Annotated in this window: 16 protein-coding genes; 4 read left to right on the forward strand and 12 right to left on the reverse strand. The window is 72.1% G+C overall.

Annotated features, from left to right (window positions below; genetic code table 11):
* Window positions 1–69 precede the first annotated feature (69 nt).
* Both HMPREF9719_RS03825 and HMPREF9719_RS03830 read right to left on the reverse strand, forming a co-directional pair.
* On the reverse strand, window positions 70–2106 hold the full coding sequence (locus HMPREF9719_RS03825; RefSeq protein WP_004600653.1) for a YhgE/Pip family protein: 2037 nt from the start codon (window positions 2104–2106) through the stop codon (window positions 70–72).
* Complete coding sequence (locus HMPREF9719_RS03830; protein ID WP_004600654.1) at window positions 2103–2819, reverse strand: hypothetical protein; 717 nt, start codon at window positions 2817–2819, stop codon at window positions 2103–2105. Before HMPREF9719_RS03830 ends, HMPREF9719_RS03825 begins: the two co-directional genes overlap by 4 nt.
* A 252-nt stretch (window positions 2820–3071) precedes the next feature.
* On the opposite strand from HMPREF9719_RS03830, the gene HMPREF9719_RS03835 reads away from it, so the two are divergent.
* Complete coding sequence (locus tag HMPREF9719_RS03835) at window positions 3072–3671, forward strand: TetR/AcrR family transcriptional regulator (RefSeq protein WP_004600655.1); 600 nt, start codon at window positions 3072–3074, stop codon at window positions 3669–3671.
* 235 nt (window positions 3672–3906) lie between these two features.
* The gene (locus HMPREF9719_RS03840) at window positions 3907–5328 is read left to right on the forward strand and encodes an L-serine ammonia-lyase (protein ID WP_004600656.1); all 1422 of its coding nucleotides are present in this window, start codon (window positions 3907–3909) and stop codon (window positions 5326–5328) included.
* A 188-nt stretch (window positions 5329–5516) separates the two neighbouring features.
* Here the strand turns inward: HMPREF9719_RS03840 and tyrS are convergent, their stop codons facing one another.
* The 9 genes from tyrS to HMPREF9719_RS09490 form a co-directional block, all read right to left on the reverse strand.
* On the reverse strand, window positions 5517–6791 hold the full coding sequence (gene tyrS / locus HMPREF9719_RS03845) for a tyrosine--tRNA ligase (protein WP_004600657.1): 1275 nt from the start codon (window positions 6789–6791) through the stop codon (window positions 5517–5519).
* A gap of 133 nt (window positions 6792–6924) precedes the next feature.
* Window positions 6925–7116 carry a Trm112 family protein gene (locus tag HMPREF9719_RS03850; protein WP_004600658.1) on the reverse strand — a complete coding sequence of 64 codons (192 nt, stop codon included), beginning with the start codon at window positions 7114–7116 and terminating at the stop codon, window positions 6925–6927.
* Window positions 7117–7176: 60 nt separating this feature from the next.
* Window positions 7177–8634 carry an argininosuccinate lyase gene (gene argH, locus HMPREF9719_RS03855; RefSeq protein WP_004600659.1) on the reverse strand — a complete coding sequence of 486 codons (1458 nt, stop codon included), beginning with the start codon at window positions 8632–8634 and terminating at the stop codon, window positions 7177–7179.
* 11 nt (window positions 8635–8645) lie between these two features.
* Window positions 8646–9848, reverse strand: coding sequence for an argininosuccinate synthase (locus HMPREF9719_RS03860; protein WP_004600660.1), 1203 nt, complete (start codon window positions 9846–9848; stop codon window positions 8646–8648).
* Between the two features lie 239 nt (window positions 9849–10087).
* Entirely contained in the window at window positions 10088–11359 is a 1272-nt protein-coding gene (locus tag HMPREF9719_RS03865; protein WP_004600661.1) for an acetylornithine transaminase, read from the reverse strand.
* A gap of 14 nt (window positions 11360–11373) precedes the next feature.
* Entirely contained in the window at window positions 11374–12327 is a 954-nt protein-coding gene (gene argB / locus HMPREF9719_RS03870; RefSeq protein WP_004600662.1) for an acetylglutamate kinase, read from the reverse strand.
* 89 nt (window positions 12328–12416) lie between these two features.
* A complete protein-coding gene (gene argJ, locus HMPREF9719_RS03875; protein ID WP_004600663.1) occupies window positions 12417–13646 on the reverse strand; it encodes a bifunctional glutamate N-acetyltransferase/amino-acid acetyltransferase ArgJ in 1230 nt (409 codons plus the stop codon).
* Between the two features lie 119 nt (window positions 13647–13765).
* Window positions 13766–14818, reverse strand: a complete 1053-nt coding sequence (argC, locus tag HMPREF9719_RS03880) for an N-acetyl-gamma-glutamyl-phosphate reductase (RefSeq protein WP_004600664.1) — start codon at window positions 14816–14818, stop codon at window positions 13766–13768.
* Window positions 14819–14995: 177 nt separating this feature from the next.
* Window positions 14996–15136 carry a hypothetical protein gene (locus HMPREF9719_RS09490; RefSeq protein ID WP_157857672.1) on the reverse strand — a complete coding sequence of 47 codons (141 nt, stop codon included), beginning with the start codon at window positions 15134–15136 and terminating at the stop codon, window positions 14996–14998.
* Window positions 15137–15483: 347 nt separating this feature from the next.
* Between HMPREF9719_RS09490 and HMPREF9719_RS09895 the strand changes: the two genes are divergently transcribed.
* Window positions 15484–15783 (forward strand): integrase core domain-containing protein, encoded by a 300-nt coding sequence (locus tag HMPREF9719_RS09895; protein ID WP_407636365.1) that lies wholly within the window; start codon window positions 15484–15486, stop codon window positions 15781–15783.
* 221 nt (window positions 15784–16004) lie between these two features.
* Complete coding sequence (locus HMPREF9719_RS03885) at window positions 16005–17225, forward strand: IS110 family RNA-guided transposase (protein ID WP_004600666.1); 1221 nt, start codon at window positions 16005–16007, stop codon at window positions 17223–17225.
* 347 nt (window positions 17226–17572) lie between these two features.
* Here the strand turns inward: HMPREF9719_RS03885 and pheT are convergent, their stop codons facing one another.
* Window positions 17573–20104, reverse strand: a complete 2532-nt coding sequence (gene pheT, locus HMPREF9719_RS03890) for a phenylalanine--tRNA ligase subunit beta (RefSeq protein ID WP_004600667.1) — start codon at window positions 20102–20104, stop codon at window positions 17573–17575.
* Window positions 20105–20110 lie beyond the last annotated feature (6 nt).

A 20110-nucleotide genomic window follows, 5' to 3' on the forward strand; every position in this document is an offset into this window, starting at 1 on the left:
CGGGACCTGAGCCCCGGCCGCACGCCGCGGGCGGGCCGGGCGCGGCGCGGCCGCCCGCAGCGGCGGGACCTAGACCTCGAGCATGGGGTGGAGCTGGGAGACCTTGAGTCGGCGCGCCGCGCGGGTGCACACCGCAGACAGCAGCCACGCGCCGGCGAGCACGCAGGCCAGCACGACGATCCCCTGCTGGAGCCTGGGGTCGCCGGGCTGGCCGCCGACGATCGCGTGGCGCAGCACGTTGACCCCGTAGGTCATGGGGTCGACGACGTGGATCCACTGCAAAAGCCTCGGCTGGGTCTCGACCGGGTAGAGCCCGCCGGAGGAGACGAGCTGCACGCCCATGAGCGCGAGGCACGCCACCCGGCCCGGCGCGGGCCCGGCGATGGTGTTGAGCGCCTGGGTGACGGCGACGAACACCGCGGAGAGCCCCATGAGCGCGCCGAGCAGCCCGAGCGGGTGCTCCGGCTCGAGCCCGATGGCGAGCGTCGCGACGAGATAGACGGCGATGGCCTGCGCCTGGCCGATGAGCGCCGCCGGCAGGTAGGAGGCGACGACCGCGCGCCACGGCGGGGTCCCGGAGTCGATGGTGCGCCTGATGCGGGGCCGAACGACGAGGAAGATGATGGTAGCGCCCATGAACATCGCCAGCGAGAAGAAGAACGGCGCGAGCCCCACGCCGAACAAGCTGGGCTCCTCGTCGGTGAGGTTGCCGCTCGCGGGGTTCGCGGCGGCGGGGGCGCGCTGGGCGCGGTCGGCCTCGTCGAAGCGCGGCGCGTCGCCGGCCGCGTCGGAGAGCTGCAGGTGGAGCTCGCCGGCGCCGTCGTCGAGGGCGACGAGGCCCTCCCTGAGCGCCCCGGCGCCGACGGTGAGCTGGCCGACGCCGTCGGCGAGCAGCTGGGAGCCGCTCACCAGCGCGCCGGTGCCCACCACCAGCGCCTGCGAGCCGTCCTTCAAAGTGCCGAGCCCGGTCTCGAGGAGGGCGGCGGCCTGGGCGGCGGCGTCGACGCCCGCGCGGTACTCCCCGCCCGGGGCGAGCTGGCCTGCGACCTCGCGGGCGCCGGCCTGGAGCAGCGCGACCTTCGAGGCGATGTCCTCCTCCTCGCCGCCGGCCTCGATGCGGGTTTTGAGCTCCTCGGCCTTGTCGGCGAGCGCCTGCGCATCTGCGAGGGGCACGTCGCGAAGAGCCTCCGCAACGTCGCCGAGCACGGCGGCGGCGCGGCCGCGGGCCTCGGCGACCTTCGCGGTGACGTCGCCTACCGTGTCGGCGGCCTCGTCGACGCCGTCGGCGACGGCCCCGGAGCCGGCGGCGAGCGCGTCGGTCGCGGCCTGGAGGGTGCGCAGCCCCTCGGCGAGCTCCGCAGCTCCCCCGGCGGCGGCGCCGATCCCCTCGTCGAGGGCCCGCGCCCCACCGTCCAGGGTGCGCGCGCCCTCGGCGGCGTCCCCGACGCGCTCGTTGAGCTCCCCGATGCCGCCGTCCAGGGCCTCGGCGCCGCTTTTCGCGGTGCCGGCGCCCTCGTCGACGGCGCCCGCGCCCTCGGCGGCCTTGTCGAGGCCCTCCCCGACGAGGGTGTAGCCGAGCAGCAGGCGGTCGGTGACCTCCTCGCCGAGCTGAGCGTCGACCGCGGAGATGAGCGCCTGGGTCGCCTGGTTGCCGAGCAGGGTGGGGATGAAGCCGTTGGCGTTGGACAGCGCGACGTTGATCGTCGCGGAGCGCGGGTTGTCCCCCGCCGCGGAGGTCGCCGCCTCGGAGAAGTCCTCGGGGATCTCGATGGCGAGGTAGTACGTGCCGTCGGCGACGCCGTCCTTCGCCTCGGCGGCGTCGACCTCGTGGATGTCGAGCGCGCCGGCCTCGACGACCTGCTCGGCGACCTCCGCGCCGGCCTCGACGCGCTCGTCGCCCTCGTCGCCCGGCGCGTCGGCGCCCTTATCGGAGTTGACGAGCGCGACGGGCAGCCGGTCGAGGTGCCCGATCGGGTCGAAGTAGGCCCACACGAACAGCCCGCCGAAGATGAGCGGCAGAAGGGTAAGAGCGAGGATGGCGAGCTTGGGCAGCACCCCGTGGCCGAAGCGGCGCAGCTCCGAGCTGCCGGTGAGAAGCGCGATCACTTCGCGTGCCTCCCCTCGCCCGCGGCGGCGGGCTCCGCGTCGTCACCGGGCTCGTCCCCTTCGCCTCGCAGGTCGATCACCCGCGCGGCGATGCCGGCGGGGTCGCCGTTGACGCTCAGCGCCACGACGGGCAACCTGTGCGCCAGCCGGGAAAGCCGACGCAGCGCCTCGTCGCGGAGCTCGAGGTCGCGCAGCTGGTCGACGTCGTCGACGACGAGGAGCGCGGCCTCAGGCCGGGCGACGAGCGCGAGCGCGACGCGCAGCGAGAGCCGGTCGAGCGGGTGGAGCGAGCCGACCTTCCCGTCGAGGTCGGGCTCGATGCCCGCCGCCTCGAGGGCGGCGGCGACCCGCGGGTGGGAGGCGACGTTCCTGGGCACCCACCTGTAGAAGGGCAGCGACCAGGCGAGCTGCTCGCGCAGGACGGTGCGCACGGCGACCTCGCGCTCGAGGGAGTCGAGCTGCGGCACCCCGGCGAGCGCGACCTCCTTGAAGAGGGCGCGCGGGGTCTTCAGCTCCCGCCCGTCGGGGGCGGCGACGCGAAGCATCCCACCGTGGGGCTTCGCCCGCCCGGCGAGGACGAGGCTTAACAGGGTGTGGGAGCTCTCCCGACCGCCGCGCAGGAGGCTTAGGCCCTCCCCGAGCGCGAAGCTCCACCCCGGGCCGGACTGGTCCGGGTCGACCACGAGGCCCTCGGCCTCGACGACGGCTGCCACGGCCGCTCCTTTCGCCGCGGCGGCGCCCGGCCCGCTGACCGGCCCCGCCGCGATAAGTGGAGTATTGACTATCAAATACGCTCGTATCTAACGCCCCGCGGCGCGGGCTGTCAACCTGCGGGTTTCTACACTGAGGGAAACGTCCCCCCACTACCCCGCGCCCCACCCCGGCGCCCCAGCCGGGATCGGGCCCGGGCGGCGGGCGGGCGCGCCGACCGACCAGCACGAGACCAGCCACGAGGGAGGCCCCGAATGCGCAGGGACGCCGAGGAGCGCCACGAGAGGATCGTCGCGGCCGCCCGGGAGCTCTACTGCGCCCTGCCGCCCGAGCGGGTCACCCACACCGCCGTCGCCGAGCGCGCCGGGGTGGGGATCGCGACGCTGTATCGCCACTTCCCCGACCGCGACCGCCTCGGCGAGGCCGTCGCCGTCGACGTCCTCCACCGCGCGGTCGACCTCCTCGAGGACCGCCTCGCCGAGGCGCGCGCCGCCGGCTCCGGCGACGGCCGGCGCCCCGCGATCCGCGCCGCGTGGGAGGGCGCCATCGACGGGCTCGTCGAGCTGGGCATCGGCCCGCTCGTGCCGGCGCTCGCCCCGGAGAGCTTCGAGCAGCTCTCCCCGCCCGCCGTGGAGCTGAAGAACGCCGCCGAGCGCGCGCTCGGCGGGCTCGTCTCGCTCGCCGCCGAGGCCGGGCTCGTCCACCCCGGGCTCACCACCAGGCGGCTCATCGCCACGCTCATCGTCTGCACCCGCCCGCCCACCCCGGGGGTCAAGGAGCTTGAGCCGCAGGTCGGCGCGGTGCTCGTTCGCCTGCTGCTGCGCGGCGGCTGGGCCCAGGACCCCGGCGAGTAGACCCCGCCCCTCCCCGCCGCGGCGCGCCCGGCGGGTCGCGCTTCGGCGTTGGTCGCGCGCGCGGCGCCGTTGATAAACTGAGAGGCCGGCCACGACGCGGCCGCGGCGAGCCGGGGCAAACCGCCGCGTAGCCGCCATTATTTAAGCCGCGACCAGCGGCGAACCGCGCGCCGGGGGACGACCGCCGCCGGCCTCGCGCCCAGCGATTATTTTCAACGAGAGGTGACGAGAGACCATGACGATCAGCGTCGTTGACCTGTTTAGCATCGGCATCGGGCCATCCTCCTCCCACACGGTGGGCCCAATGAACGCGGCGAAGAGCTTCGTCGACTCCCTTCCCGAGCTCCCCGCGGAGATCCACGTCGAGCTGCGCGGCTCCCTCGCGGCGACGGGCAAGGGCCACGGCACCGACCGCGCCGTCGTGTTGGGCCTCGCGGGCTACGACCCGACCGACGTGCCCACCGACGTCGACCCGAAGCCGGGCGCCGACGTGCCCGCCCGCGGCACCGCCGAGGGCCCCGGCCGCACCGTCGGCTACCACATCGAGATGGACCCCGTCTCCCTCGACCTGCATCCCAACGGGATGATCCTCACCCCGCGCAACAGCCGCGGCGAGGCGCTGCGCGCCCCGGTGGACTACTACTCCGTCGGCGGCGGGTTCGTCATGACCGGCGACGAGCTGCGCGCCGAGAAGGAGGCCAAGAACAACCTGGGCTCCGGCGCGGAGGCCGCGAGCGACGACTCCATCGAGGTGCCCTACCCGTTCGAGACCTCCGCGGAGCTGCTCGCCCAGTGCGAGCGCACCGGGCTTAGCATCGTCGAGCTCGTCTCCGCGAACGAGGAGGTCATCCACGCCGAGCGCGGCGGGATGGACTACGTCAACGCCCACCTCGACGCGGTGTGGCGCACGATGCGCCAGTGCGTCACGGCGGGGATCTCCACCACCGGCACGCTGCCGGGCGGGCTCGACGTCGTGCGCCGCGCCCCGAAGGTCTACAACGACCTCCTCGACCGCCAGATCAGCGGCGCGAACGACGCCGGCGGCTTCGCCGCGATGGAGTGGGTCAACCTCTACGCGCTCGCCGTCAACGAGGAGAACGCCGCCGGCGGGCGCGTCGTCACCGCCCCGACCAACGGCGCGGCCGGCATCATCCCCGCGGTCCTCCACTACGCGCGCGACTTCATCGCCGACTTCACGCCCTCCCGGGCGCGGGAGTTCCTCATCACCGCGGGCGCGATCGGCGCGATCATCAAGTCCTCGGCGTCGATCTCCGGCGCGGAGGTCGGCTGCCAGGGCGAGGTCGGCTCCGCGTGCTCGATGGCCGCGGCGGGGCTCTCCGCGGCGCTGGGCGGCACGCCCCGCCAGATCGAGAACGCCGCCGAGATCGGCCTCGAGCATAACCTCGGGCTCACCTGCGACCCGGTCGGCGGGCTCGTGCAGATCCCCTGCATCGAGCGCAACGCCATCGGCGCGGTCAAGGCGATCAACGCGGCGCGCCTGGCGAGCCTCGGCACCGGGGAGAACCGCGTCACCCTCGACGACGTCGTCGTGACGATGGCGCAGACCGGCCGGGACATGTCGACCCGCTACAAGGAGACCGCCACCGGCGGGCTCGCGGTCACCCTCGGCCTGCCGGTCAATCTCACCGAGTGTTAAACCCGCGGCGCGTCGCGCCCGCCAGGCGGGTGTGACGCGCCGACGCGGCCCCGGCGGGCCTGGCGCCCCGCCGGCGGCCGGGCAGCGGACGCGTGAAGGCCCCGGCCACCCACAGAGACTGGGTGGCCGGGGCCTTCCACTGTGTCCAGGGCGTCGGCGGCGCCCCGGGCAGGCGAACCCTCGTGCCCTTAGGCGAGGTGGGCGCCGGCGAAGTTCTTCTTCCCGCGGCGCAGCACGAGCCAATGCCCGAAGAGCAGGTCGTCGGATGCGGGCTCGTAGGCCTCGTCGGTGACGCGCTCGTTGTTGACGTAGATCCCGCCCTCCTTCAGGGAGCGCCGCGCCGCGCCCCGGGACTTCGCGAGCCCGGAGGCGACGAGCAGGGAGACGATGTCGCGCTCCTCGCCGGGGGCGACCTCGGCGACGTCGGTCTCGCGCAGCGCGGCCGACAGCGTCGCCTCGTCGAGCTCGCGGAGCTCCGCGCGGCCGAAGAGCGCCTGGGAGGCGAGCTCCACCTGCTTGCGGGCATCCTCGCCGTGGACGAGGTCGGTCATCTCCTGGGCGAGGCGGCGCTGGGCCGCGCGGCGGTGCGGCTCGTTCTCCACCTGCTCGGCGAGCTCGTCGAGCTCCTCCTTGCCCAAGAACGTGAACCAGCGCAGGTAGCGCACGACGTCGGCGTCGGCGGTGTTGAAGAAGTACTGGTACCACGCGTAGGGGCTGGTCATCTCCGGGTCGAGCCACAGCGAGCCGCCGCCGGTGGACTTGCCGAACTTCTTGCCCTCCGAGTCGGTGACCAGCGGCACGGTGAGCGTGTGGACCTTCGCGTCGTTGACCCGGCGGTTCAAGTCCACGCCGGCGACGAGGTTGCCCCACTGGTCGCCGCCGCCGACCTGCAGGGTGCATCCGTAGCGGCGGTAGAGCTCCGCGAAGTCGTTGGCCTGGAGCAGCATGTAGGAGAACTCGGTGTAGGAGATGCCGTCGTTCTCCAGGCGACGGCGCACCGTCTCCCTCGAGAGCATCGTGTTGAGCGAGAAGTGCTTGCCTAAGTCCCGGAGGAACTCCACGGCGGTGAGCTTCTCGGTCCACTCCTGGTTGTTGACGAGCCGGGCGGCGTGCTCGCCCTCGAAGTCGACGAAGCGGCGCAGCTGGCCCGAGATGCGCTCCGCCCAGCCGGCGACGGTGTCGGCGTCGTTCATCTGCCGCTCGCCGACCTCGCGGGGGTCGCCGATGAGCCCGGTCGCCCCGCCGGCGAGCACGATGGGGTTGTGGCCGGCGCGCTGGAAGCGAGCGAGCATGAGCAGCGGCACGAGGTGCCCGGCGTGCAGCGAGGGCCCGGTCGGGTCGAAGCCGCAGTAGAGGGTGATCGGCCCGGCCGCGGCCGCCTCTTTTAAGGCGTCGAGGTCGGTCGACTGGTTAATGAGCCCGCGCCAGGAGAGCTCGTCGATGATGGTGGATGTCTCGGTCATAGGTTCGCTCCCACGGCGTCGTCGGGCCGCGCCCGCCGCGGGCCGGGCTCAAAATTCCCAGGCCCGCCGGCGGCGCGGCGTGCTGCGGATGGGCGCCCCGGGGAGCAAGCCCGGGCCGCCTGAGTTGGGCTTCCTAGTCCGCGTCGCCGCCCGCGGGCGGCCAGTCGATGGCCTCCTCGGGCAGCATGACGGGGATGTCGTCCTCGATGCGATAGGCGATGCCGAGCCGCTCGTTGACGAGCACCCCCTCGTCCTTGAGGTAGGTGAGCTGCCCGTGGTCCTTCGGGCAGACCAACAGGTCAACAAGGCGCGGGTCGAGGCTCATGGCCCGTCATTGTAGCCGCGCCACAGCCCCGCCCACGCGGGCGGGGTCGCAGCTTTTCCCTCAGGCGTCCCCGCCGCGCGTCTCGGCCGGGACGGCGGGCTCGCTCGCCCAGCGGCGGTGCCGGTCGGCCTCCTCGTCGACGCGGGCGCGCTGCTCGTCGACCCGCACCTTCGTGGTGCCGCCCTTCGTCGCGCGGGAGGCGACCGCCCCGTCGAGGTCGAGGACCTCGTGGACCTCGGGGGTCAAGGCCTCGTGGGCGTCGGCGAGCTCCTGATCGGTGAGCTCGTCGAGCTCCACGCCGCGGGCCTCGGCGGCGCGGACGCACGCCCCGGAGGCCTCGTGGGCCTCCCTGAACGGCACGCCGGCGCGCACGAGCCACTCGGCGACGTCGGTGGCGAGCGTGTAGCCGCGCGGCGCGAGCTCGCGCATCCGGTCCTCGTGGAACTCCACGGTGCTCACCAGCCCGGTGAGCGCCGGCAGCAGGAGGTTCAGCTGCGCAACCGAGTCGACGACGGGCTCCTTGTCCTCCTGGAGGTCGCGGTTGTAGGCCAGCGGCTGGGCCTTCAGGGTGGCGAGCAGGCCCGCGAGGTTCCCGATGAGCCGGCCGGTCTTGCCGCGGGCGAGCTCGGGGATGTCGGGGTTCTTCTTCTGCGGCATGATCGAGCTGCCCGTCGACCACGCGTCAGAGAGCGTCAGGTAGCCGAACTCGGGCGTCGACCAGGCGACGAGCTCCTCGGAGAGGCGGGAGACGTCCACCGCGATCTGCGCGAGCACGAACGCCGCCTCCGCGGCGAAGTCCCTCGAGCTCGTCGCGTCGATGGAGTTCTCCGCCGCGGCGTCGAAACCGAGCTCCTCGGCGATGGCCTCCGGGTCGAGCTTGAGCGAGCTGCCCGCCAGCGCCCCCGAGCCGTACGGCGAGACCGCCAGCCTGCCGTCTAAGTCCCGGAGCCGCTCGACGTCGCGCAGCAGCGGCTGCGCGTGGGCAAGCAACTGGTGGGCGAGCAGCACGGGCTGGGCGGCCTGGAAGTGCGTCTTGCCCGGCATGATCGCCTCCGGGTGGGCGGCCGCCTGGCCGCTCAGCGCCGAGACGAGGTCGAGCACGCCTGCGGCGACGTCGCGGATCGCGTCGCGCAGCCACATCCGAAACAGCGTGGCGACCTGGTCGTTGCGCGAGCGCCCCGCGCGCAGCCGGCCGCCGAGCGTCGGGCCGACGCGCTCGATGAGCCCGCGCTCCATCGCGCCGTGGACGTCCTCGTCGCTCGGCGCGGGCCTAAACTCGCCGCTCGCGACGTCGCGGCCGAGCCGGTCGAGCCCGTCGAGCATCGCCTCGAGATCCTCGTCGCTCAACAGCCCGGCGCGGTTAAGGACCCGGGCGTGCGCCTTCGAGGCGAGCACGTCGTAGGGCGCGAGCACCCAGTCGAAGTGCGTGGAGACGGAGAGCTGAAACATCGCCTCCGAGGGGCCGCCGGAGAACCGCCCGCCCCACAGGGCGCCTTCGTTCGTGCCGTGTCTGTCCATGGCGCCCGATCCTAGTTGGCCTCGCGGTCGCGCTTGTTCGCGATCTTTGTCGACAGGCTGTGGAGCTGCACGAAGCCCTTGGAGTAGCTCTGGTCGAACGCGTCGCCGGTGTCGTAGGTCGCGAGCTCGAAGTCGTAGAGCGAGTTCTCGGAGCGCCGGCCGGTGACGGTGATGTTCCCGGCGTGGAGGGTGAGCCTGATGTCTCCGGTGACGTTCTTCTGGGAGTCCTCGATGAACGCCTCGAGCGCGCGCTTGAGCGGGCTGAACCACAGGCCGTCGTAGACCTCCTCGGACCAGCGGGCGTCGACGAGCCGCTTGTAGCGGGCGAGCTCCCGCTCGACGGTGACGTCCTCTAGGGCCTCGTGGGCGCGGATGAGGACCATCGCGCCGGGCGCCTCGTAGATCTCGCGAGACTTGATCCCGACGAGCCGGTCCTCGACCATGTCGAGCCGGCCCACGCCCTGGGCGCCGCCGCGCCGGTTGAGCTCCTCGATGGCCTCAAGCGGGGTGACCTCGTGGCCGTCGATGGCGACGGGCACGCCGTCCTTGAACGAGATGACGACCTCGTCGGGCGCGGCGCTCAAGTTCGGGTCCTCGGTGTAGGCGTAGAGGTCCTTGGTGGGCGCGTTCCACAGGTCCTCGAGGTAGCCGGTCTCCACGGCGCGGCCCCAGACGTTCTGGTCGATGGAGAACGGCGACGCGGCGGTCTGCTCGATGGGCAGGCCGATCTCCTCGGCGAACTCGATGGCCTTGTCCCTCGTCCAGGCGTAGTCGCGGGCGGGCGCGACGATCTGGAGGTCGGGGTCGGTGGCGAGGAAGCCGGCCTCGAAGCGGACCTGGTCGTTGCCCTTGCCGGTGCAGCCGTGGGCGACGTGCGTCGCGCCGTGCTCCTTGCCGGCCTCGACGAGGTGCTTGACGATCAGGGGCCGCGACACCGCGGAGACGAGCGGGTACTGCTTCATGTAGAGCCCGTTGGCCTTCACCGCGGGCAGGCAGTAGTCCCTGACGAACTCGTCCTTCGCGTCGACGACGATGGACTCGGCGGCCCCGCAGTCGAGGGCGCGCTGCCGAACCGACTCCATGTCCTCCCCGCCCTGGCCGAGGTCCAGGGAGACGGCGATGACGTCGCCGTCGATCATGCGGCCCAGGTACGGGATCGCCACGGAGGTGTCCAGCCCGCCGGAGTAGGCCAAAACGATGCGGTTCTTCGACATGGTCGCTTCAAGCTCCTCGTTCGTCTAGTGATTGTCCACGGCCCCGAAACCGGCGCCGGGCGCGGTTGAGCGCGCCCGCCGGCCCGCGGCCGCCCACCATCCTAGCGTATATGCACCCGAGAGCAAATTATGCATGACGCTGCGGAACCATGCGGACGTTTCCCCTGTTCGCCATCCTCCCGGCCTGCCCGGCCGGGCGGGTATGCATCGTTATTCGGGTGGTTGCGGGCTCCCCGCGGCTAACCCGCGGCGCCCGCGGCGAGGAGCGCCGCCTCGAGCCGGCTCAGGCCCTCTGCGAGCTCGTCCTCGGTGATCACGAGCGGCGGGACGAGCCGGACGGTGCTGTCGTCGGTGGCGTTGATGAGCACCCCGTGGCTAAGGCCCGCGGCGACGGCCTCCTTGGCGACGGGCCGCCCGAGCTCGAGGGCGATGAGCAGCCCCGCGCCGCGGACACCTGCGACCCCGGGGAGCGCGGCGGCCTTCTCCCTGGCCTGCCGGCCGCGCTCGGCGGCCCGGTCGGCGAGGCCCGCGTCGAGCTCGTCGAGCACGACCTCCACCGCGGCGGCGGCGAGCGGGTTGCCGCCGAAGGTCGAGCCGTGGTCCCCGGCGTGGAGCAGGCCGGCCGCCTCGCCGCGGGCGAGGCACGCGCCGACCGGCACCCCGCCGCCGAGCCCCTTCGCGAGTGTGACGACGTCCGGGGCGGCGCCGGCCTGCTCGAAGGCGAAGAACGTGCCGGTGCGGCCCGCGCCGGTCTGCACCTCGTCGGCGATAAGAAGCGCGCCCGCCTCGTCGCACGCGGCGCGCAGGTCCTTCAGGTAGCCCTCGGGCGGGACGACGACGCCGTTCTCGCCCTGGATGGGCTCGACGATGACCGCGCCGATCGTTCCGTCGGCGTCCTTCAACGCGCGGCGCGCGGCCGCGGCGTCGCCGTAGGCGACGAACTCCACCCCGCCGGGCAGCGGCTCGAAGGGGGCGCGCTTGGCGGGCTGGCCCGTCACCGACAGCGAGCCGAGCGTGCGGCCGTGGAAGCCGCCCTCCGTCGAGAGGATCCCGGGCCTGCCGGTGCGGCGCGCGAGCTTGATGGCCGCCTCGTTGGCCTCGGAGCCGGAGTTGCACCAGAACACCCGGGCGGACGCCTCCCCGCCCGGGGCGCCGGCGTTCTTGGCGGCCTCGTCGAAGCGCGCGGCGAGCCGCTCGGCCGCGTCGATGGCGGGCCGGTTGGCCACGAGGTTCGACACCGAGAGCAGCCTGCCCGCCTGTCTGGCGATCGCCCCGGCGAGGCGCTCGTGACCGTGGCCGAGGCTCGCGACCGCGATGCCGGCGAGGAAGTCGATGTAGTCGCGGCCCTCGGCGTCGACGACGGCCGCGCCGCGGCCCTCCTCGAGGAGCACCTGCGGGGTGGGATAGGTGCCCATGAGGCTCGCCTCCCAGGCCGCGCGGAACCCGGTCCCGGCCTGAGAATCGCCCGGCTGGCTCGCGCCGGCGGGGGCGCCGGTCGTGTGGTCGGTCATCGCAGTCTCTCCTCCTAGTGGTTGGTGCGCAGCTCGGGGCCGGGGCCGGCAAACCCCGCGGGCGCGGCGGGGCCCGGGGCGTCGCCGCTGGCGGGCAGCACCATCGTGCCGATGCCGCCGTGGGTGAGCAGCTCGAGTACCACCGCGTGCGGCACGCGCCCGTCGATGACGTGCGCGGCGCTCACCCCGGAGGACACGGCCTCGAGGCAGGCGGTCATCTTCGGGATCATGCCCGAGGCGAGACCCGGCAGGAGCTCCTCGAGCTCCCCGACCGTGAGCCTGGAGATGAGCGAGCTGCGATCCGGCCAGTCGGCATACAGCCCCTCGACGTCGGTGAGCACGACGAGCCTGTCGGCGTTCAGCGCGCGGGCCAGCGCGCCGGCGGCGGCGTCGGCGTTGACGTTGAGGATCTCCCCGTCCTCGCCCGGCGCCACCGTGGAGATCACCGGGATGCGCCCCGCGGCGAGCAGGTCGGTGAGCGGCGCCGGGTCGACGCGGGTGACGTCGCCGACGAGCCCGATGTCGGTGGCCTCCCCGTCGACGTCGACGGTGCGGCGCCTCGCGGTGAGCAGCCCGCCGTCCTCCCCGGTCGTGCCGACCGCGAAGGGGCCGTGCTCGTTGATGAGCCCGACGAGCTCGCGGCCGACCTGCCCGAAGAGCACCATGCGGGCGACCTCCATGACCTCGGGCGTGGTGACCCGGTACCCGCTACGGAACTCGGGCTTCAGCCCCGCCCGGGAGAGCATCGCGTTGATCTGCGGGCCGCCGCCGTGCACGACGACGGGACTGGCCCCCAGGGTCTTGAGCAGCACCATGTCCGCGGCGAACGCGCGTTTCAGAGGCTCGCTGGTCATGGCGTTGCCGCCGTACTTGACGACCACGAGGCGGCCGTTGAAGTGCTGCAGCCAGGGCAGCGCCTCGAGCAGCACGTCCGCGCGGTCCGCGGCGCTGAGATGGGCGGTAGTCACGATGCCTTCGCACTCGTCCTTTCCGTGGCTTCGCCCCCCGCCCCGGCCCGGCGATGCGGCGGGCCCGGAGTCGTGGCGGGGCTGGTGTTCTAGGTGGTGTAGGCGGAGTTGAACTCGACGTAGCCAAGGCTCAAGTCCGTGGTGTGGACCTCGCCGGCGGCCTCCCCCACCCCGAGGTCGACGGCGACCACGATGTCGCGGGCGGTGAGGTCGACCTCGCGGGCGCCGGGCACCGCCGCGGAGGAGCGGCACACCGGGTGCCCGTTGAAGGACACCTCCACGCCCGTGGGGTCGAGGCTCACCGGGGCCATGCCGACCGCGGCGAGCACCCGGCCCCAGTTCGGGTCCGAGCCGAAGAGCGCGCACTTCACCAGCGTGTCGCGCCCGATGGTGCGCGCCGCGGCGACGGCCTCCTCGGTGGTGGCGGCGCCGGTGACCCGGATGGTCACGCGCTTCGTCGCGCCCTCCGCGTCGAGCTGCATCTGCCCCGCGAGGTCCGCGCACACGCCCTTCAAGGCGGCGGCGAACTCCTCCGGGTGCGGCCGCACCCCGGACGCCCCGGAGGCCATGACGAGCACGGTGTCGTTCGTCGAGGTCGCGCCGTCGACGTCGACGCGCTCGAAGCTCTGAGCGGTCGCGGCGCGCAGCGCGGCGTCGAGCTCGTTCTGCTCGACGAGCGCGTCGGTGGTGACGACGGCGAGCATCGTCGCAAGCGACGGGGCGAGCATGCCCGCGCCCTTGCCCATCGCGCCGAGGGAGAACTCCCCGCCGGCCGCGGACCGGACCGTGGCGCCCGCCTGCTTGGGCACGGTGTCGGTCGTCATGATCGCGCGCGCCGCGGCCTCCGCGGCCGAAGGCGTGCCGTCGAGCGCGGCGGCGACGGGCCCCAGCCCGTCGAGGACGAGGTGGATCGGCATGGGCTCCCCGATGATCCCCGTGGAGCACACCGCCACCTCCCCGGGCTTCCGGCCGAGCCGCTCCGCGGCGGAGAGCTGCACGGTCCGGGCGTCCGCGTCGCCTTGCGGGCCGGTACACGCGTTGGCGTTGCCGCTGTTGATGACGACGGCGCTCACCTCGCCCGCGGCGACCGCCTCCCGGCTGAGGGTCACGGGCGCGGCGACGATCTGGTTGCAGGTGAACACCGCCGCCGCGGCGGGGTGGGGCCCGTCGTTGACGACGAGCGCGAGGTCATCCAGGCCGGAGGGCTTGAGCCCCGCGCGCCCACCGGCGGCGCGGAAGCCCTTGGGCAGGGTGACGCCGGTCGTCGCCGTCGCGGGCGCGCCGGCGGGGCTCGGGGCGGGGGTGGTCGGCAGGCTCATGGGAGCTGGCCTCCTTTAAAGGGGTGGGTGTCGCGGCCCGCCGGCGGCGGGCGCGCGGTCGATGGGTGGGAGGGAAAACGGGAGGGACGGTGAAGGACGAGGACTGGCCCCGGCGGCGGCTAGGGCGCGAGGCCGCTGAGGCTTAAGCCCGCGTCCTCCGGCTGGCCGAGGGCGAGGTTGAGGCACTGGATCGCCGCGCCGGCGGTGCCCTTGGTGAGGTTGTCGATAACAGAGGTGATCACCGCGGTGCCGGTGGCCTCGTCGACGGCGACCTGGAGGTGGCAGGAGTTCGAGCCGACGACGTTCTGCGTCTCGGGCTGGGCGCCCTCGGCGAGCAGGTGAATAAACGGCTCCGCGTCGGCGAACTCCTGGTAGGCGGCGCGCAGTGCGGCAGGCGTCGCGCCGGCGCTCAGCTTGGCGCTCGCGACGGTGAGGATCCCGCGGGTCAGGGGCGCGAGCACAGGGGTGAACGACACCGCGACGTCCCGCCCCGAGGCGGCCTTGAGGTTCTGGGCGATCTCCGGGGTGTGGCGGTGGGCGCCTGCGACCTTGTAGGCCCGCAGCGAGCCGATCACCTCCCCGGCGAGCAGCCCGACGCTGGGCTTCTTGCCCGCCCCGGACACCCCAGTCACCGAGGTAACCGCCGCGGCCGGCTCGAGGAGCCCCGCGGCCACCCCGGGAGCCAGGGCGAGGGTCGCGCCCGTGGGGAAGCAGCCCGGCACGGCGATCGCGCGGCTCGCCCGGACCTCCTCGCGCCTACCGGGGAGCTCCGGGAGGCCGTAGGTCCACGCGCCCGGGTACTCCCCGCCGTAGAACGCCGCCCAGTCGGCCGGGTCGGTGAGCCTGTGGTCGGCGGAGCAGTCGATGAGCAGCGGCGCGTCGGGCCCCTCGGAGAGCTCCCCGGTCAGCGCCGCGCCCGCGGCGTGCGGGAGGCAGAGGATCACTGCGTCGCAGCCGGCGAGCGCCTCCGCGGAGGTCTCCTCGACGACCCGGCCGGCGAGCTGCGGGTGGGCGGGCAGCACCTCGTCCGCCGGGCGGCCCGCGGAGGACTTGCCCGTCAGCGGCCCGATGGCCAGCTCGCCCGATCGGAGCGCCGGGTGCCCGAGGAAAAGGCGGAGAGCCTCTCCCCCGGCGTAGCCGGTCACGCCTGCGATGCCCACTGTTACGCTCATGACACGACATCATACATAGTATGCTTTTCAGCGCAAATTATGCATGCTTGCCGGGCGAAAGCACCGTCCCGCGCCCGCTCCGCTTCACCCTTCCGTGCGGCACGCGCCGAGACGCGAAAAGGCCCGGCCCCCTGTCGTTGGGGACCGGGCCTCGGCCAGGAATCGGGCGGGTTCCCGCTAGGCGCGCACCTCCGCGCCGAGCTGCTCGCGGGCGGCTTCGACGGCGCGCTCGCGCACCGGGTTGACCTCCTCGAGCCACTCGCCCGCCGCGGCGACGAGCACCCCGCGCAGCCGCTCCGCCGACACGGCGGAGTCCACGAGCAGCGCGACGTCCTGGTTGAGCGCCGGGGACGGGGATCGACATCAACAAACTCGGCCCGGTCTCTGATGGCGACAGCTGGCGCGCCGACGGACGAGAACATAAACACTGCTCACGTCACTGTTCCGGTGTCGGCTACGTGCACCTCCATCATGTCGTCTAGGACTGCTCCAGACTCGCTTACTCGTAGATGCTCGAGACTGAGAAGAAAAAGACAAAAACAGGATTCCGAACCCGGGCACGTGACGCCTTCGCGGGCTATGGGACCACGATCGAGCCGGTCATGACCGACAACGCTCCTGGGTATCGCTCGAAGTCGTTGAACTAGCTGCTGGAGGACCAGGGGATCAGCCACAAGTGCACGCGAGCGTATCGGCCGCAGACCAATGGTAAGGACTCGCGGTTCAACCGGACACCGCTCGCGGAGTCGGCGCATGTCGATAACTATAACGGCGAAACCGCCCGTGCGCGGCGGTATCCGGGGTGGTTGCATGACTACAACCACCACCGGCCCCACCACGGTTTGGGCGGTCTGTACCCCGTAAAGGTCGTCTACGACTTCACGGGGAAACTACACCAAGGGCTCCACGGAATTAGCGACAGCGACGCCCGTTACCGTGGTTCGCGTCCCGGCCAGCCCAGCTAGGCTCGGGACCGGTCGCTGGCCTCGGCATGGCTGTCCTGCCCTGTCTGCACAATGATCCGGGGGGTGTTGCCACCGAGGTACCAAGACGCGCTCGACGGCCAATAGGGACATGACTCCCGACGAAGATTCGGTGAAGTCTCAACGTAACGTGGATGTCTGCCTGCCGCGTCATGACCAGCGATCTTTCCCCATATTCCGCTATCGCACCCGAAGGGTGAACCATGACCGCGGCCACCTCATTCAAGGTGATCATCGGCCTCGACGTCGGCAAAACAGGCCACCACGCGTGCGCCCTGTCCGCCGACGGCAGCCGCCGATACTTCGATAAACCCCTACCCCAAGACGAGAGCAAACTCCGAGACCTATTCACCAGCCTCCAAGCCCACGGGCCAGTGCTTCTCGTCGTCGACCAGCCCAACACCATCGGCGCTCTTCCCGTTGCCGTCGCCCGCGACTGCAGTGTTGCCGTCGCGTACCTTCCCGGCTTAGCGATGCGCAAAGCCGCCGCCCTGCACCCAGGCACGGCGAAAACCGACAAGCGCGACGCGTTCATCATCGCCGAGACCGCCCGCACCATCCCAGCCACTTTGAGAAAGGCCGACCACAACGACGAAGCGCTCTCTACCCTCAAAGCGCTCGCCGGGTTCGACGAGGACATCACCCGCGATTGTTCGCGCACCATCAACCGGCTACGCAGCGCCCTGCTCCAGATCCACCCAGCCTTAGAACGTGTCTTCGCGGGCGGGACGATCACCCGTAGTGCCGTTCTTGACCTGCTGGAACACTACGGCGGACCCACCAAGCTGCGGGCGGCAGGCAAGAGTCATGTCACCGCTTGGATCAACCGGCGCTGCCGAGGCGACCACACCGATCTCGTCGCGGCTATCTTCCACGCATTAGACCAACAGACCGTCGTAGTGCCCGGAACCAGCGCCATCGAACGCACGATCCCGCTGCTCGCCTCCAACATCAAAATGTTCAAAAAACAGCGCGACCTGATCGCCGCCGAGGTCAACGAGGTGGTCGATGCCCTCCCTCTTTATGAAATCTTGACATCCATCCCCGGGGTGGGTGTGGGGATCGCTACCTCGATCCTGATGGCCGTAGGCGACTGCTCTGACTTCCCCGATGCGACACATCTAGCCTCCTATGCCGGCATCGCGCCCACGACTCGAAGATCGGGAACATCGATCAGAGGAGAGCACCCGTCCCGGGCCGGGAATAAGCGCTTGAAGAACGCGCTGTTTCGATCGGCCTGGATATCCACTAACTGCCACGAAGCCTCACGCGACTACTACCAGCGGAAACGACGCGAGGGTAAACGCCACAACGCGGCGGTGATGTGCCTGGCACGTCGACGGTGCAACATGATCTACGCGATGCTGACCAGGAAAGAGTTCTTCCGAGACGAACCACGAACACCCATCCTGGCGGCCGCCTAGCACAACAGACCTGGCACGACGCTTGCACACACAGCCATGCAGGCGCCGCGATCAAGTGCGCCCGGATCCGGGGCTACGCCCGGTAGCCCATCCGTAGCCGGGCGTCTGCTACAGCTTGACACCAGACATAGGGACACCCCGGTCTGCTCTCACTTCGTTTAAGGGGGCTCGCTCAGGAACGTGATCCCTTGTGAAGTGCGAAAACGCAGCTCCCCACCCGGTTCACCGGGTGGGGAGCTGCAGGATCCCTGTCAGGGGTGGTTGCTCGTTGTTAGCGTGTCGATCTGTGAATTTATTTTAGTCTCGCGCTCGAGCGGCTCGCCGTCACAGTGGCGGCAGGGGTGCTGCTACTCCCTCAGCTCCGCACCTAGTTTCTCTAGCGCCTGCTCCGCGATCGCGGCTCGAACGCCGTTGACCTCGGTATCCGTCAACGTGCGGTCGGGCGCACGGAAGCGCAGCGTGAACGCCAGCGACTTGCGTCCCTCGCCCAACTGGTCCGAGCGGTACACATCAAACAACGTCGCGTCCTCAAGCCACTCACCCGCCGCCGCAATGATCACCGCGCGCACTTTCGCAGCAGAGACCTCTGTATCGACAACCAAGGCAATATCCTGGTGGAGCGCCGGGAACGACGACAGCACCGGCGCCGGCAGCACGTCTTCGATCGGCAGGGCGCTAAGGTCCAGCTCCATCGCGCAGGTGCGCTCCGGCAGGCCCAGCTCCTGGAGCACCTTCGGGTGCAGCTCGCCCGCGTAGCCGACGACCACCCCGCCGACGGAGAGCTCCGCGCAGCGGCCCGGGTGCCAGGGAGCGCGCTCCGCGTTTGCGACGCCCAGCTCGACGCCCGCGGTGCGGGCCACGAGGCGGGCGGACTCCACAGCGTCAGACCACGCGTAGCCGCGGCCCTCGCCCCACGGGCCCGCCGGCACGACGGAGCCCGCGCCGACGGTCGCGACGTGCAGCGGCTGCGCCGGCAGGGAGCCGACGACCGCGGCGACCTCCTCCTCGGAGGGGCGCTTCTTCACCGAGGGCATCGGCGAGCGGTCCTCCCCGCGGAAGGAGACTTGCGCGACCGAGTAGAGCCGCGCGTCCGACAGGCCGCGGGCGACGTTGCGGCCCAGCGCCTCGAGCATCGCGGGCAGAAGCGTCGTCGCGAGCCGGTCGTAGTCCCGGTCGAGCGGGTTCTGCACCGCGACAGTGTTGCGCAGCGGGTCGTCGGCGTCGAGCCCCCAGCTATCGAAGACGGTGGCGTCGAGGAAGGGGCTGGGGATGATCTCGGCGTAGCCGTTGTAGGCCAGAGCGTGGCCCACGGCGCGGCGGCGGCGCTGCGCCGGGGTGAGCCCCCGCCCGCCGCGCGGGCTGGGGAGCTCGAGCGGGATGTCCTCGAGCCCCTCGAGGCGCACGACCTCCTCGACGAGGTCGGCGGGCATGACGAGGTCGCCGCGCCACGTCGGCGGCGTCACGGTGAGGGTCTCCTCGCCCTCGACGGCGCAGCCCACCTCCTTGAGGCGCGCGACGACCGTCTCCCGCGGGTAGTCGACGCCGGCGACCGTCGCGGGCCGCGAGGCGGCCATCTCGATGCTCGCGGGCTCGGGCACGTCGCCGACGAGGGTGCGCCCGGCGGCGACCTCCCCGCCGCCGAGGCCCGCGAGCAGCCGCGCCGCGACGTCGAGCGCGGACTCGACGAGCGCGGGGTCGACGCCGCGCTCGAAGCGGCGGGAGGCCTCCGAGGGGAGCTTGTGGCGCTTCGCGGCGCGCGCGACGCCGAGCTCGTCCCAGCGGGCCGCCTCGAGGAGCACGGTGTCGGTGTCCTCGGCGATCTCCGTGCGCAGGCCGCCCATGACGCCCGCGAGCGAGACCGGCCCGCGGTCGTCGACGATGACGACGTCGTCCGGGTCAAGCTCGTGCTCGGTGTGGTCGAGGGTCTCCAGGCGCTCGCCGGCGGCGGCCTTGCGCACCACGAGCGGGCCCTCGACGCGGGCGGCGTCGAAGGCGTGCATCGGCTGGCCGAGGAGGATCATGACGAGGTTCGTCACGTCGGTCGCGACGTTGACCGGGCGGATCCCGGAGAGCATGAGGATGCGCTGCAGCCACAGCGGGGACTCCGCGCCGGCCTTGACGCCGCGCACCTCGCGGAGCCCGAAGCGCGCCGCGCCGGTCTCCTCGCGCAGCTCCACGGGGAGCGCCTCGCCGGCGACCTCCGGGAGCGCCGCGCGCGGCACGTCCGCGCCGCGCGCCGCCGCGCTCAGCCCGACCTCCGGGTCGTCCTTGAGGTCGGTGAAGCTCAGCCCGAACGCGGAGGACAGCTCGCGGGTGAGGCCTCGGGCGGAGAGCGCGTAGCCGCGGTCCGGGGTGACGTTGACCTCGAAGACCGTGTCGTTAAGCCCGACGACGTCGCGGGCGTCGGTGCCCGGTGCGATGCCCGGGTTCGGGCCTAAGTCGATGATCCCGGAGTTCTGCTTGGTCGCGAGCCCGAGCTCCGCCGCGGAGGCGAGCATGCCCTCCGAGATGTGGTCGTAGGTCTTGCGCGGCTCGATGCGGAAGTCCCCGGGCAGCACCGCTCCCGGCAGGCACACCACGACGTGCGAGCCCTCGCGGAAGTTGCGCGCGCCGCAGATGATGCGCTGCGGCTCGCCGGTGCCGTTCGCGTCGCCCACGTCGACCGCGCAGTAGCGGATCGGCTTCTTGAACCCCTCGAGCTCCTCGATCGAGTCGACGCGGCCGACGACGATCGGGCCGGTCGACTCGGGGATCGGGGCGTAGCCCTCGGTCTCGAAGCCGACGCTCACGAAGCCGCGGTCGACCTCCTCCGAGGAGGGAGCGAAGCCCTCGTTGGCGTGGGCGAGGATGTCGGTGAGCCAGTTCTGCGAGATGAGCACGTCTAC

This window comes from Corynebacterium otitidis ATCC 51513 (assembly GCF_000296405.1).
GTDB classification, from domain to species: Bacteria; Actinomycetota; Actinomycetes; order Mycobacteriales; family Mycobacteriaceae; genus Corynebacterium; species Corynebacterium otitidis.